Source organism: Leptospira biflexa serovar Patoc strain 'Patoc 1 (Paris)', assembly GCF_000017685.1.
GTDB classification, from domain to species: Bacteria; Spirochaetota; Leptospiria; order Leptospirales; family Leptospiraceae; genus Leptospira_A; species Leptospira_A biflexa.
Genome location: NC_010602.1, coordinates 600,825 through 616,138 on the forward strand (window position 1 = coordinate 600,825; position 15,314 = coordinate 616,138).

Annotated in this window: 13 protein-coding genes; 6 read left to right on the forward strand and 7 right to left on the reverse strand. The window is 37.8% G+C overall.

Annotation, left to right across the window (positions count from 1 at the left end):
• Positions 1-1,266, reverse strand: coding sequence for an acetyl-CoA acetyltransferase (locus LEPBI_RS02940; RefSeq protein WP_012387622.1), 1,266 nt, complete (start codon positions 1,264-1,266; stop codon positions 1-3).
• Between the two features lie 13 nt (positions 1,267-1,279).
• Positions 1,280-2,590 (reverse strand): 3-hydroxyacyl-CoA dehydrogenase NAD-binding domain-containing protein, encoded by a 1,311-nt coding sequence (locus LEPBI_RS02945; RefSeq protein WP_012387623.1) that lies wholly within the window; start codon positions 2,588-2,590, stop codon positions 1,280-1,282.
• 609 nt (positions 2,591-3,199) lie between these two features.
• Between LEPBI_RS02945 and LEPBI_RS02955 the strand changes: the two genes are divergently transcribed.
• Together LEPBI_RS02955 and LEPBI_RS02960 are read left to right on the forward strand one after the other, a co-directional pair.
• Positions 3,200-3,811 (forward strand): hypothetical protein, encoded by a 612-nt coding sequence (locus LEPBI_RS02955; protein WP_012387624.1) that lies wholly within the window; start codon positions 3,200-3,202, stop codon positions 3,809-3,811.
• Positions 3,808-4,308 carry a hypothetical protein gene (locus LEPBI_RS02960; protein WP_012387625.1) on the forward strand — a complete coding sequence of 167 codons (501 nt, stop codon included), beginning with the start codon at positions 3,808-3,810 and terminating at the stop codon, positions 4,306-4,308. Before LEPBI_RS02955 ends, LEPBI_RS02960 begins: the two co-directional genes overlap by 4 nt.
• A gap of 196 nt (positions 4,309-4,504) precedes the next feature.
• Here LEPBI_RS02960 and LEPBI_RS02965 read toward each other — a convergent pair whose 3' ends face one another.
• The 4 genes from LEPBI_RS02965 to LEPBI_RS02980 are packed head-to-tail and all read right to left on the reverse strand — an operon-like array spanning position 4,505 to position 9,388.
• Positions 4,505-4,993: a DUF2721 domain-containing protein gene (locus LEPBI_RS02965; protein WP_012387626.1), complete on the reverse strand. Its 489-nt coding sequence runs from the start codon at positions 4,991-4,993 to the stop codon at positions 4,505-4,507.
• Positions 4,994-5,023: 30 nt separating this feature from the next.
• A complete protein-coding gene (locus tag LEPBI_RS02970) occupies positions 5,024-5,974 on the reverse strand; it encodes a tRNA dihydrouridine synthase (protein ID WP_012387627.1) in 951 nt (316 codons plus the stop codon).
• 7 nt (positions 5,975-5,981) lie between these two features.
• Entirely contained in the window at positions 5,982-7,745 is a 1,764-nt protein-coding gene (locus LEPBI_RS02975) for a thiamine pyrophosphate-binding protein (RefSeq protein ID WP_012387628.1), read from the reverse strand.
• 29 nt (positions 7,746-7,774) lie between these two features.
• A complete protein-coding gene (locus LEPBI_RS02980) occupies positions 7,775-9,388 on the reverse strand; it encodes an FAD-binding dehydrogenase (RefSeq protein WP_012387629.1) in 1,614 nt (537 codons plus the stop codon).
• Between the two features lie 406 nt (positions 9,389-9,794).
• On the opposite strand from LEPBI_RS02980, the gene LEPBI_RS02985 reads away from it, so the two are divergent.
• Genes LEPBI_RS02985 through LEPBI_RS02995 form a run of 3 tightly spaced genes read left to right on the forward strand, consistent with a single transcriptional unit; the run spans position 9,795 to position 13,653 of the window.
• Positions 9,795-10,652, forward strand: coding sequence for a hypothetical protein (locus LEPBI_RS02985; RefSeq protein ID WP_012387630.1), 858 nt, complete (start codon positions 9,795-9,797; stop codon positions 10,650-10,652).
• A 1-nt stretch (position 10,653) separates the two neighbouring features.
• Positions 10,654-13,098 (forward strand): LA_1737 family protein, encoded by a 2,445-nt coding sequence (locus LEPBI_RS02990; protein ID WP_012387631.1) that lies wholly within the window; start codon positions 10,654-10,656, stop codon positions 13,096-13,098.
• 6 nt (positions 13,099-13,104) lie between these two features.
• Positions 13,105-13,653, forward strand: coding sequence for an NADPH-dependent FMN reductase (locus LEPBI_RS02995; protein ID WP_012387632.1), 549 nt, complete (start codon positions 13,105-13,107; stop codon positions 13,651-13,653).
• A 133-nt stretch (positions 13,654-13,786) separates the two neighbouring features.
• Here LEPBI_RS02995 and LEPBI_RS19430 read toward each other — a convergent pair whose 3' ends face one another.
• Positions 13,787-14,023 carry a DUF4215 domain-containing protein gene (locus LEPBI_RS19430; protein WP_081431652.1) on the reverse strand — a complete coding sequence of 79 codons (237 nt, stop codon included), beginning with the start codon at positions 14,021-14,023 and terminating at the stop codon, positions 13,787-13,789.
• Positions 14,024-14,246: 223 nt separating this feature from the next.
• Between LEPBI_RS19430 and LEPBI_RS03005 the strand changes: the two genes are divergently transcribed.
• The gene (locus tag LEPBI_RS03005) at positions 14,247-15,284 is read left to right on the forward strand and encodes a DUF1554 domain-containing protein (protein WP_012387633.1); all 1,038 of its coding nucleotides are present in this window, start codon (positions 14,247-14,249) and stop codon (positions 15,282-15,284) included.
• Positions 15,285-15,314 lie beyond the last annotated feature (30 nt).

Genomic DNA, 15,314 nt, shown 5'->3' on the forward strand with positions numbered 1-15,314 from the left:
TTACTTTCCTAAGATGAACACGAAGTTCGTAGTAGCAGATCCACCAATGTTGAGCATAAGACCGTTCTTTGCTCCTTTCACTTGGTAGTCGCCTGCGGTATTCGTGACTTGTTTGTAAAGGTCAAGCATCATACGAACACCGGATGCACCTACTGGGTGACCCACACCGATGAGTCCGCCGGATGGATTGATTGGTTTTTTACCACCGAAGTCAATCGTTCCTTCTTCGATCGCGACGTGTTCTTTTCCTGGTTCTGAGATTCCGAAAGCAGAAATCGCAGCATACTCAGAAGAAGTAAAACAGTCATGTGTTTCAAACACATCAATGTTTTTTACATCGAGGTCAGCACGTTTGTAAGCATCTTTTACTGTTTGGCGAGTCCATGGAAGGATGTATTTGTCCCCAACGGATTCTTGTTTTTTTGCTTCAAAGGTAATCGGCGCCACTCGGTGACCCCATCCTTTCACACGAGGGATGTCATCAATTTTACGGCCTGTTTTTTTAGCGTATTCTTTGGTGTAGTCTTTAGAAGCAAGGATGGTAACAGCAGCACCGTCTGTGACTTGGGAACAGTCAGTGATACAAAGCCTTCCACCAACTGCCATATTGTTTGCACCACCACGAGCCATTGCATGTTCTTTGTTCATGAACCAAGTGCGAGTTTGAGCTTTTGGGTTCCGTTTTGCGTTTGCGTAATTGATACGAGAAATTTCAGCAAGTGCATCCATAAATCGTTCTTCTTTCAGTTCGTATCTTTCTAAGATCACATCTGCTAGTTTTCCGAAAAGTTTAGGGAAAGGAAATTGAACCCCTTTCGCTTCTTTATCATAATACGCAGCAGTTCCAAGAAAGTCACCACCCACAGAAGAAGAAACGGTTTTCATCACTTCCACACCTAGAACGATCGCTAGATCATAATCTTCGGCACGGATGTGTGTGATGGCAGCATCAAGGGCAACAGATCCAGAAGCACAAGCTGCTTCGTAACGTGCACCAGGCACACCAAAAAGAGCAGGGTTTACTTCTGTTAAAAAAGCACCCAAGTGACCTTGGTTCGCATACTGTTCTGCATCAAAGTTACCAACGAAAACAGCTACTTTGTTTTCTTTGTTCAATCGTTTGATTTCATCATAACTGATGCCAACTTTTTCAAGAGCATCATCTAACACTTCACGCATCATGGACATGAAGGTTTTTCCTTCTTTGGTCCAGTTTCTTTGGAAGTCGGTTTGTTCCCCGCCTAGTACGAATACTTTTTCACTCATATGATACTCCTAATTAACCTTTGAAGAGAGACCGTGCATCAAGTTTGTCGCCAAGTTCGTAGAACTTTTTGCCTTCTTTAGCATCTTTTAAAAGTTTTGGAACTGGTATTTTAGACGCTTCCATTAACTTAATTGTTTCTTTTGGTCCACCAAGGAAATCAACGAAGGCAGAAGCAGGTACCCAGTTAAAACCGAAACCCATTGCTCCGTCAGTGTTTTCTTTTGTATCCACAACTTCTCCTACGAGAGAGAGCGAATAACTGATGTAACGTGAAATGAAGTAACGAGCGATCTCTGCTTCAAATCCAGATGCATTTTTCACAACGTCCATAGCACCTTTGTAGTTTGATTCTTTGATTTTTTGGCGAGCTTCTTTGATAAAAGGAATATCAAATTTTGGGTACGGATCGTACTCGCCAGTTTTGATATTATAAACAAACTTCTCACGTTTTCCGTCAGCGTGTTTCACCACTTTTGTGAGACCACCACCCGATTTCATACCAAGTTTACCAGCATCGATTAACTTTTGGAAGTAACCTGGAAGTTTGAAAGTTTCGTGTGCTTCGTCTTTTGTATTGTCATAGATATTGTCTACGATGGCTTTGTGAACATCAAGTCCTACGAAGTCAGCAGTTGCCAAAGGCCCCATAGCACGGCCCGTGTAACCAGACATGATTTCGTCCATAAGGGCGATTCCACCTTTGTCAGCATACTTTTCTGCAAAGTGAGCCACTTCGTTCATCAACTGGAATCCAATGCGGTTTCCAGCGAAAGCAGGAGTGTCATTTGTATACACAACAGCACGGCCGAGTACTTTGTCTAAGTATTCACCTAACGCTTGTGTGACTTTTTTATCGTTTCCAGAGTGAGTGACGAGTTCACAAAGGATCATTTTGTAAGGAGGGTTAAAAAAATGGGTTCCGTAATAATGTTTTTGGCCATCTTCGTCGTATGCTTTTGCCAAACGACCAATGGATAAACCAGAAGACACAGTGGACACAATGGTTCCTGGACGGCGAGCCTTTGCAATACGAGTATTGATCGGTTCTTTGACTTCGTAACTTTCCGCCACGAGTTCGAATACCCAATCTGACTCTGCGACAGCTTTTTCCAGATCCGCATCGTAGGAACCAGGGATCATTCTAGCGCGAATTGTATCCGTTTTGACGGATGCGACAGCGGCTTCGATACCCTGTTTTGCTTTTTCTACATCTCTAGCGAGCATATGGACTTTAGCACCACCGAAGGCAGCAATGACGCCTGCACTTCCAGAACCCATGGCTCCGTTGGCACCTAAAATCGTGACAGTTTTGATTTCTCTCATGAAGGAATTTCCGAATCTAATTTTTACTTACCGTTCTAGAAAGCCGAGGTGACAGGAAAATCGTTTTTTTTTGTCAGATTTGTTACAAAAGAGGGGCGGTGGGGGTGGTGCGAGGGTATGGTACTCCCCGCCCGATTTGAGGGTGGGGAACTAGACCCGCCGCCCAATGGTTTCCCTTTACCACAACCCCCAAATTTTGGCACGCGACTTCCCAAAATCCCCGATTTTCTTTTTAAAAAGTTCATACTTGCTCATTGGGGCGCCCGGGCGGGCCTCATCCGGGGTGCGCTTCCGCTCCCGTCCAAAGCCATGGGAAGCCATGGCTTTGGACCAAGCCCTCCTGGTCCCTGGCGCTGGGAATTTTTGGGATCAAGTGAAATTTCGGTTTTTATTGGAATCATTTCCCTTTCGGCATCATTGGTGACTTGATTTCATTTTTTAGGATCGAACCAATGGTTTTGGTAAAATTTGTAAACCAGAGAAATTACAAACGAAAGTTAAATGTATCTGTATTTTATGAAAAATGAATTTGATTTTGGTTTTACAATAATATCTGTTATTTGTAGAAAACCATTTGACCTAACATAGGTTTATGTTGCACTTTGACAGATGAATTTGAAAGAAAAACCCTCTAGTAAATGGATTATCATTATTTCAGTTTCTTGCTTAGGAATATTATTAAATTGTATTTCCTTTGTGAAGTATGAAAATCCAAATTTAAAAAATACACCAACACCTGAGTTACAAGAAAAGAAAACGGTTCTTTTGAAGTATTATGGTGACTACCTGCGGTATGGAAAACATAGCACTTATTTTCAAGATTTAATTGTTCTCAAAGAATCCATGATTGAAACAATTAAAGATACAAATTTATTTCTGAATGTAATTACAAACGAGAACGAAGCACATGATTATGTTATGTATATTGAGTCAGATTTAGACGATAAAAGTTCTTTAGGTTGGGCCTTTTTTTCTGGATTAACTTTTATGGTTTTCCCACTCATAGTGGATGTGGATGTGGATGTAAAAATTTCTCTCTATGATTTGAAAAACAAACAATTATCGGCAAACCAAGAGAAAATTCATTTGGATCTTTATGGGGGCTGGTTACTCATTCCTGCTACACCTTTTTTCTTTTCACCTTCCGTAGAAAGAAAAGCTTATAAAAATATTATTTTTTCCTCCATAAATCAATGGAAAACAAAAGGAATCATCAAATGAAATTTATTATTTTTTCTATTTTTGTTTTATTGAATTTTGTATCTTGTGCTGACCTACAGCCACTCCAATATAAAAAATCCAATGTAGGGAAGTTTAATTTGACTTTAGAAGTCATTGAACCTGGGATCACTAAAGAATTTCATAATAAAATCAAATCTCATATTTCTATGCGGGCCGTCCTTCGCAAAGGATTGATCGAGGCTGAATTATTCAAATCAATTGTGAATTTTAATGGGGATCTTCAGCTACGCGTCCTCAATAATGAAAAAGAGGAAATTCAGGAATCCAATTTCTTGGACTTTCGGCATAAGTTAAAGCTAACATTTATCGTATTGAAGGACAAAAAAGAGATTTATAAAAAGGATTTTATTGCTGATGAAATCGCAACTGCTTCCGAAAAATTCATGGCTGTGGAAAGGATTCGTTTTGCAACAGAAAAAGCGACCTATCGTTGTTTAGAACAATTTTTAGAGGACATATCCAAACAAAAACTTTGAACTAAAAAAAATCCATGCGCCACTTGCACTGAATTGATTGAAGTGTCGGTAGGAGCGGAAATCCTTTCGCCATGCGAAAGATTGGAGCGGATGACGCGGTCGTTCATCGATAGTTTTTACGTGATCGATTGGATTCGAGGCGCCCAAAAAGGAAAATCAATCACTCCTTTTTGGGACTGAAAGGTGGCTCCCCGTTTTATTTTTTTTGCACCCCTCGTTCCAGAAATTCTGTAAACTCGATTTGCCTGTTAATGAATGTTAGGTTGTATCTACTTTCATACAAAAGTAAGGCACTGGCGATAAATAAACAAATGCCTCCGATGATGGCAATGATTGTAGGCAACCAAGATAGGTCTTTTGCAAATGCAAGTGTGAATGCGAGTGTCAAACTCGAGATGATGAATAAAGAAGTCGCCAAATACAAAAATGCCATAGAACGTTGGATGAGGACAGCTCGTTTTTTTTGAACGGATAGTTGATGGCGTAGATAAACCATTCTTTCTTCTTGGAAATTTTTTTTACCGTCGAGGATCATCTCTACTTCTGATTTCAAAAGATTCACCCGATCAAAAATCCTACCTAGTCTGTTGGCAGTAGAAAAGATCAAACTAGCGCAGGCAGAAACCAAAACTGCTGGTGTGATCATTCCAGATAAAATTTCAGAATTTGTAAATGATTCAAACATAAAGTTTCCTCATAAGGAGAATTGATTCTTTCACTTTATCTGAGAAAATAATTCTGAAAAGTAAATTAATTCGAAATCTTTTGGATTTGAAATTCTTTTTATCTTTTGAAAGTCAATTTGAGCTTCTTCATATTCTCTGGAAAGATAATGTAACCATTGTTTTATTCTTCCAACTCTACTAACAGCTTCCACATCAGGTTCCATTGATAACCAATAAGACGAGAGAACTTCTTTGGTTTTCTGCCAACTCATTCGTTCCTCTAGTTTTTTTTTAATGAGAAGGGCAATGGATGGATTTGTCACAGCACCCCGCCCAATCATAATGTCATCGCAACCAGAAATCTTTTGGCATTGGATTGCATCTTGCACTGTCCAGATTTCTCCATTCGCAATGACATTGATTTTTAAAATGGATTTGATTTTGGCAATCCACTCCCAATAGGCAGGAGGTTTGTAGCCATCTGTTTTTGTCCTTGCATGGACCACAATTTCTTTGGCACCACCTTCTTCTAATGCCTTAGCACAGTCTAGCGCCAGTTCGGTGGATTCGTAACCAAGTCGCATTTTTGCCGTCACTGGAATATTCTCTGGCACAACATTTCGAACGGCTTTTACGATTGAATACATAAGGTTCGGTTCTTTCAAAAGGGCTGCACCGCCACGATTCCGATTGACCGTAGGGGCAGGGCACCCAAAGTTTATGTCGATTCCATATGCTCCAAGGGATGCCACCAAATGTGCGTTATCTGCCATTCGATTTGGATCGGAACCAAGGATCTGAATTTTAACAGGAGTATCGGATTTTGTTCGGGATGAGTTTTTGAGCTCAGGTGCCGTTCGAAAAAATCGATGTGGAGGGAGGAGTGTATCATTCACACGAATGAATTCGCTAACACATTCATCGTATCCACCAATCTGTGTTAAAATTTCTCGCAATCGAAAGTCCAAAAGTCCTTCCATTGGAGCCAGTATGATTCTCAAATGTTTTTTATCCTGTCAATTTCCTGATGATCGCACGTCCAATCATTCTCACTTTTGTAGCAAATGGTAATCGTTGTAGATTGGTTCCAACAATGCCCTTCGTAAATCTGGTTTTTTTGCTATAATCGATACTCACATCCAAAATAACAGGTTTCCCTTCTTTTGCCAAGCTGAATGCGATTTGAAGAGACTCTTTTATCTTATCATTGGTCTCTAAACGAATGTATGCTGCACCTGTTGCCAAAGCAATGTGTTCAAATTCTGTTGTCCCAAGGATGGTGCAGGTTTTTCGATTGTAAGGAATTTCTTGTGCTTGGGCAATTTGTGCTAACTCTCCATCATTGAAGACAACAAACACAACACCAATTTTATTTTTTGATGCTGTCACTATTTCCATACAAGTCATTAAAAAAGCTCCATCACCAATGATTCCTATGACATCTTTATCTGGGTTTGCAAGTTTGGTTGCAATGGTAGCGGGTACTGCATAACCCATACAGTTAAAATCAGTTGGTGAGATAAAGTGACGAGGTTTATGGATGGGCATCAGTTCGGCGGTTAAAAATGTATGGTTTCCATCATCGACAACAACAAATCCATCATCAGGCAATCGGTTTCTCAGGTTTAAAAAAAACTGACAAGGGTTTACCTTGTTTTTACTATCATGTAACAGCCATTCATCAATGTATTGCTGTTTGTTTATTTTGATTGTCTCTGTTAATGATACCATTCTGGAGTTTGTATCTCCTGTTCTGAATACCAATCTTTCTTTTAGTTTTTGTAGTAGGATTGGTAGAATGATTTTTGAATCACCTTCAATCGAAATTTTACTTGGATAGTTTTGATTGAATACATCCGGATTGATATCAATGTGAATTAAATTTTTTGGAACCTTGGTACCAAAACTTGCCGTTGCAATTTCAGAAAACCTTGTGCCGATGGCGAGCAAACAATCACAGTGAAGAAACGCATTTGTGGCAGCAGGAACAGCTGCTTCGCCAAAACTCATCCCACAAAATAATGGATGGTTGCCCGGAAAGGAACTTAATCCCTGTAAGGTTGTAGCAACCGGAGCAACTAACAATTCTGCCAATTCGATACTCTCTTTTGTTGTATCAACGGCTCCCCAACCTAAAAAAATACCGGGAGCCTTCGCTTCCAAAAGAAGTTCCACGGCTTCGGCAATGGATTGTACCTGCGGTGGACTTGGATCAATTGTTTGTTTGTTGCAATACGTATGATAGGATTGGATTGACGGCACATTTTCGGCATACAATTGAATATTGACTGGGATTTCCACAAAAACGGGTCCTGGTTCTCCTGAAGTTGCAATTTGATATGCTTGGTAAATCGTTTCGATGATTTCCGAATGTGATTTGATCTTGAAGGTTTGTTTCGTGATCGGTTTTAATAACGAGTGTTGGTCCATGTCATGTAATTGGTATTTAAATTTGGAATCACTTCGCACACCTCCTGATATCACTAACATAGGAATGCCATCCAAATAGGCTTCCCCAATTCCACTTGCAGCATGAGTGACTCCCGCTGCAGGCACAATGACCAGTGTTCCTATCGAATGACTCGTTCTGCTGATCGCATCTGCCATAAAGGCACCACATCCTTCATGTGTAACAAGTATTGGTTGGATTGAATTGGAATTGTTGAGTTCATCATAAATTTCTGTATTGTGAACTCCAGGGATTCCGAATGTATAACGCACTCCAATTTCTTCGAGTGCAAAACGTAATAACCATGCGCCAGTTTTTTTCATAACAGTATCTCCTTAAATATCACGAACATCTATTTTAAACTACAGATTGATTTTGCTGCACTTCGTGCCGTAAGGATACACCCTGATAAAAATGTTCCTTCCAACGACTTGAAGCCACTCGCTCCCCCACCACCAAACCCTGCAGCTTCACCGATCGCATACAAACCTGGTATTGGGTTTCCCAAAGGATCTAAAACACGGCTCTCTAAATCCGTTTGGATTCCACCTAAACTTTTCCTTGTGATGAGTCGTAACTTAATGGCAATGAGTGGCCCTGAGTTTGCATTGAGAATCGGTTTTGGAGAGCAGGTGCGAAATTTTTCAGATCGCCAAGCTCGCGCTTGTTGGATCTTTCTGATTTGCTCATCATTCCAAAAAGATTTCCCTCGTTTGATCATTTCATCATAAGAACGAATTACGTCATGGATCACATCATAATCAATGGAACTGTCTTGGTTTAAATGATTCATTTCTTTTACCAATGTTTGTAAATCATCTGCAACGATGAAGTGATCACTTTCTTTTTTAAGTTGGTGAATCAATCGATGGTTTCCAAAGAGGATCTCTTTCAGAAAGGAAAATAGTTTTCGATCCCTGATCATTGGATTGTGTTCCGATCCGGAGACTGCTAATTCCTTTGATGCAATCTTCCAGTTTAACACTTGCCAAGTGTATGGTTTTTCCAAACTTGAAATGCGACGGCAAAGTTCATTTGTGTCATACCCTGTCACTAGTGGCTCTGGTCCAATTCGATTGCCAGTATGATCCAACCATAATGCTGATTTACAAGGGATCAAACTCAATCCATGGTGATCAAATTCAGGTTTTGGATGTGGAATTCCAGCAGCATAATTCCACATTTTATCTAAGTGAGTGACATTCCCACCAAGCCGACTCACAGCTGTATGTACTAACCCATCTGCAAACGGATGTGATCCATTTAACATTTCGTTAGGTGCTTTCCCCCAAGGTTTGTACCAATTGTTTCTTACGGCTTCTAAGTTTCCTGTTATTCCACCAGTTGCCACAATGGTAAAATCAGAATGAAACCTGAATTTTTGATTTTTGATTCCTTCTTTTTCAGCAGTGCAACCTATGATTTTTTCGTTTTCTTTGATGAGATCAGTAACTTTGCATTCAAAAATGATTTCTAATTTGCGAACGTTTTGGTGTTGGAGTAATAGTTCTTGGAACCGTTCTACTAATCTATGCCCTGTACCCCAAAGAACATGGTATCTGGGAACGGAATTTCCGCTTTGGTACATTCCTCTTTCCACCCAATTCACAGCTGGAAAAAATTTTAATCCAAATCCATAAAGCCAGTGGTATACCTGTCCTAAACTTTCATTCACATACATCTCGGCCCAAAGTTTCGGGAATCGATCTTCTTTTTTGAAATTGGCAAAGGAATGCCAGTCTTTTAAAGCGATTGATGGTGAATCTTTAATCCCTAATCTTCTTTGTAGTGGGGTATTTACCAATGCCATTCCACCAAAGGAAAGTTTTGCGAGTCCACCAAAATGTTCTTTTGTGTTCCGATCTATGAGTAAAACCTTCAAACCTTTATTTAAACATTCGTATGCGGCAACCATCCCTGCAATTCCAGCGCCGATGATCGTCACATCGTATTTTTTGATCTCCATTTACGATTCTCCTTTTTTAAATTCTTCATAATCCATTTAGGTACGACTGTAAGGAATGATTACTTCCGATACGGTATATCGAATTTTTGTAACAAAGTGTAACATGATTTAGGAATAGATTACGATTTGTTTTTTTATATAGATAAAAAAATGTAAAATGAGATGAATCAATCTTCTTCATGTATGTGTTTCCATTAAAACAAGAATCATTCTAGCGAGAGAATTGATTTAGATCAAGAATATGTTATGTGTTAGGTGTAGTTTCTCGTTCCTTTTCCGATTTTGATTCTGATTTTTTTGAATTAGAAACGTTTCATTGTATTCGGCCTTGAGAAGAAAAATCAAAATGATTCATTTTATAATTAGAATCAATAAAAAATTGATTGTTCTTTGTTAGGGAATCTGGATGATTTTCAAATTAACTATGAAAATTCAGAATTTTGTTTTTCTTTCGATTCTATCATTGAATGGATGTTCGACGAAGGAAGTCGCAATTCCAAAGGAAAATTTAAACAACGCATTGTCTTTTCCGGTTTATGCAGAGACACTTGATTCGAACGAATTCCTTTTGCCCATCATAAAGGAAACAAGCCGTCCTTCAAAAGAAGGACAAATATACTATGCGATCTTAAAAGAAAATGAGAAGGGCAAAATCCTTCGAAGCATCGCCATTCTCGTTGAAGACAAATCAATGAATTTAAAACCTGAGGAATATTTACACTATCCTATTTATTATGCAAATCATATCTCCAGACGATTTCGATTTTGGCATCACTATGACTCTTCCTATGATATACGCAGAGCCGCAGACAACTCTCCAGTGTATATGCCCGTATATGCATCGGCAAGTGTTGTCACTCTCGCTGCCTTTGGGATTGCTTATGTTGCCTCCACAGGCACTGCCTTTATAGTGGGATTAGGAAAAGGAACTTATGAATTTACAGAAGATATCTTAGAAGGAGTGATCATCTCGAATGAAGAGATTGTATTGGCTTACAGTGATTATGTATACGATGAAAATGAAAGATTAAAAACTATTTTCACTTATTTGCCTTATCGTTCTATTTCAAAATCTGTCATTCCCTTGTATGACAGAGAAGGCAAAAAACAAATTGGAAAAATGTTTCCCTCTTCCAAACCCATTTTACTCTCACAAATGGATTTTTCTTATACAAAATCAAATCGGAATCCAAAGTCAGTCACCTTCATTGAATTTTTACCGAAAACAAACAAAAAGGTAATTTCTCTTCCCATTCGAGACTGAAATGAAAAAGAAATTTTATATGCGACCTAGTTTTTATCTTCACTCCCTATATCTTTGTTTCGTTTTGGGACATCTATTCCTTGTCATGAGTCTCTCATCAAAAACTTGGTCTGATTTGGAAAATGAACAAGAAGTCAAAATTTATGGTAGCGAACGAAGTGCAAAGTTCAAAGCGAGTAATATTTTTTATGATATAGAGGATTGGAATGATCACTATTCGGTTCGTGCATTGGGAATTTATCGTTATTATGACTATCCGCTCTCAAAATCCAAAACATTGTTTCCTTTTTATTACCACATCCAAAGTAAAAAAGACAATCGTGAATACAAACGTATCATCAATGTGAACGTCACAAAAGAAAATGATTCGGTACATAAATCTTTTTTCCCATTTGTGTTTTGGGGGAATCTATCCAATAGTTCTTACTTAATTACCATTCCATTTTTCTTTCAAAACAATTCCGAGAACGGAAACAGTTTTGGTTTTCCAATTTTGCCACTGATTTATTACAAACATAGAGAAAAATTAAGTGATACCAATGATCATTACACAAGGTTCCTAACTTTGTTACACTATGAAACAAATGAAAAACGTGGTTTAACGGATGTATCATTCACTCCGATCTTTTATTATTCAAAAGAAAATTATTTGTTTTTGCCTTTATTGTTGTATTATCAAGATTTTCGATCAGCAACCCAAAAATATTGGATGGGACCGCTTTACTACTCAAAAGACCAAACAAAAGAAGAAAGGTTGTTTGTGTTTTTTCCATTTGTTGGGAGTTATGTTTCTCCGAAAAAAGAAATCGATTTTATATTCCCAGTGTATTTAAACATAAAAGATACAGAAGAAGATTATCATATCAATTTGTTTTGGTATACCAAAGTTCAAAGCGCAAACGTCAATCTTGCGACCAATGATGGAAATGTTTACCTCGACTACGACTTTGGTTTGTTTTATAATTTGGTAGGAATTTCAAAACGTAGCAAAATTTTGATAGGAAGTTCACAAAAACGGAATGATTTAAATAATTCCACAAAACCAGAGTTAAAGAAAAAAAGAGAATTCAATCGGGAAAACAGTGATCAATATTCCGGTTACCAATTATTGTTTGGCATTTTTTCTTATGAAAAGGCAGATACTAAAAAACATATCCGATTATTGCCTTTTGCTTGGTTCACTTGGGATGAGTCATCAGAAGATAAAGTAGTTTTGATTCCTCCTTTTTTCCCAATCTGGCTTAGTTATGTTTCAGACGATTTGGAATATAAAATTATTTTTCCCTTTTATGGAAAACAAAAAGATAAAACATCTGAGATACAATCTTACTTGATAAACGGTTATATCAAAGAGGAATACGAGCTGGACAATCGTGTGGAAAGGTCTTATTTTTGGCCTTTTGTCAATGTTTACGAGTCGGATATAAACTCAGGTCATCGAGTATTACCGTTCTATGTTTACAATTACACAAAAAATGAAAAAGGTTTTAAAAGTAATGCCTATACATTAATTTCAAATTATAAAAAAGTATCGAATCCGAATTACGAAGGGAAAGAGTTTTTGATTTGGCCAGTTTGGATTTCGTATCATTCCTATTCGTTTAAGAATGAAGATACAAAAACTACGTTTTGGTTGACTCCATTTTTTTATAGGAGGGTAAGTGACTCAAGTTCTAGAACAAATATCTTCTGGTTCATTGATTGGGAATTTGAATCTTACAAACCCATCCTATCAAAAAATCAAAATCAAACAAGTCCAACCATCAAAAAAGAAACTTTGTCTCATCTTCTCATATTTCCTTTTTATTATTCGGAATCAAGTTTTTCCATTTTGCCAGTTTCTTTCAACTTTTGGAATCAAGAAGAATTTACGACCTTCACTTTGCTAAATTATTACCATTCAAAAAAAGAAGGACACTATTATAATTTTTTGTATTTATTAGAGTCGGAAAATTCCACAACCAATTACCAATTACGAAGTTTTTGGGATTATTTATTTAGTTTCCAGAAAAAACCAAAAGAAATTCAACGACTGACTTTGCTTTGGTTGGGATACGACAATACAAGTGATAAAAAAACGATTAATTTTTTTCCTTTGGTTCGCACGACTGAGTCTTTGGAGGAAACTTCAAAACTATATGGTCCCTTTCTCTATTACCAATCGATTTCAGAAGAAGAAATCACTAAATTGGCTTTAGCAGGTATTGGTTATTACCATAATCAAACCAAATCAGACAATCAATATTCTACTTATGTGTTGTTAGGTGTTCTTTACCAAGAAAAAACAGAATTGGAAAGAGGGTTCGTTAAACGAGGAAGTCTTTGGGGATGGCTTTGGGAATACCAAACAGAAGACAACGGGTATGAAAAGTTTTCCATTCTAAAATTGTTTTCTTATTCGAAAGAAACAGATGGGACAAAAAAAATTCTAGGGATCAGTATTTAATTTAACATGTTACAATCTAAGCCAAAACTTCTGGCGATATCCGGTGGAATCAGCCCCACTTCTTATAATCAAAAGATACTACAGTATATAAAACATCAATTCTCTTCCCATTGTGAACTGATTCTATTTCATGAAATTGATCAGTTCCCTTTTTTTGTTTCTGGTTTATCGGATGAAAAAATTCCAGAAGTCGTAAAACATTTTTTGCGAGAGGTAAAAAATGCAGATGGAGTTATCATTTGTTCGCCTGAATACGTTTTTAGTATTCCAGGAGTTTTAAAAAATGCATTGGAATGGGTCGTATCCTCGGTTGTATTTACCGATAAACCAGTTGCATTGATCACTGCAGCTTCCGTTGGTGAGAAGGCACATGAATCGTTGTTATTGGTTTTAAAAACAATTGGTGCACAATTGTCTGAGAACACAAATTTACTTGTCTCTGGCGTAAAAGGAAAGGTCTCTTTGGATGGTCAAATCACGGATAGACCAACTGAACTTGCCATCAACCAACTAATGGAAGCCTTTTTGCAATCTCTAGCGATTAAGGCTGAATAAAAAGTAAAATTCTATTTTCAATATTCTAATAGATTCAATCTGATTTTTTATCTTCACATAAAGATTGGATCCATTGTTTTACTCTAATCGTATATTATCAACCAAAGGAAACAGATATATTTAGTTCTTTGATTTAGATACTGACGCAAACGGAAGGTGATGAATTGTTACAAGAAAATCCAGATTCTATTCTACAAGTATTATTACATCCATCTCCATTCACCAAATTACCATCATCGCAAGCTTCGTAAGATAACTTCACTCCATTTCCACAAATATTGCAATCTGCGGTGACGTCAGTGATATTACTTGTTCCAATTGTACCTGTTGCCTTATTTGTGATTGCCCTGGAGCATGGCTCGGAAGTAATTCAGGTTATGCGATTGGAAGGAACACATGTAAGGATTGGACTGGTAGTCTTGGTAACTACAATGGTTCTAAATTTCGTACTCAATATTCTGACAATTCCCTCATGGGAGGAAATCATTTTGAAGCAACCAAGTGAAATGATATTGTGTTGAGTGTTGAAGTTCAAAATTTGAATTACATCCAACCCTAAGTCAAAAAACTGGATTAGAAATCGATCGCTACTTATGGTTGAATCAAAATTCAAAACGTTCTTTTTTTTATTTAGACAACTCGTTTTCCTTCCTTTTTTCCTATCTTTGATTTCGTGTTCTGATGGATCTTTCAACAATGCGTGCGATACCAAAACGAAGGCATATTTTGAAACTTCCTTAATTGCGGTTGCAGCTGGACAAAAAACACATCCTTGTTATCCAGGAAGTCAAATTGTAAGCGAACCTGGTATCAATCTAAGTGACAACTTCGTGACGTTAACAGAAGCACGTGGGACCTCGAGCAATGGCTCATCCTATACGGTTCAAGTTTTTTTGGGAACGGAACCAAAGGATGATGTAAATGTGCAAGTGATTGTTGGTAATCCTTCCTATGTTCTTGTTTCTCAATCGAATTTACTATTTTCAAAATCCAATTGGAATCAGAACCAAAGTACAGTCATCACCGCAGTGAATGATACTGTGATCAACGGGAATCATTCCACATTGATTCGATTTTTACCAAATACAAATGATACATCCATTCCATTGAATGAAAAGTTGATTCAGGTTGAAATTGTAGATAATGATAAGATTTTATTTCCGACAAGTGTAGGACAAACAGGCACATTAGGCGGGGTATCTGGCGCGGATGGCGTTTGTCAGTCCAATGCAAATTGCCCCAGTGGTAAACTCTGTAAGGCAATGTTGGGAGACAGTATCAATCTATTTCGTAGAGCATCTGTAACAGCAAACGTTGGAGATGGGCAAATTGATTGGGTTTTAAAGCCAAATACTAGTTATTATAGGCCAAATCGGACTGATCTAATTGCAACAACTAACAATGTTTCTTTGTTTACTTTCAACCTTTCGTTAGCTGTTTCTGGTACTAGTTCCACCACTTGGACGGGGATCAATCCAAATTGGACAAATAATGGAAACGATTGTACGGGTTGGACCGTAACAGGGACGTCTGGTTATGGTGGGGATACTGGTAGCAATACAACTTCAGCATTAGGATTTAATACTTTCGGATGTACTAGCTCCCTCATGTTATATTGTGTAGAACAGTAATTAGATTCCCTTTTTTAGTTGAATTCCATT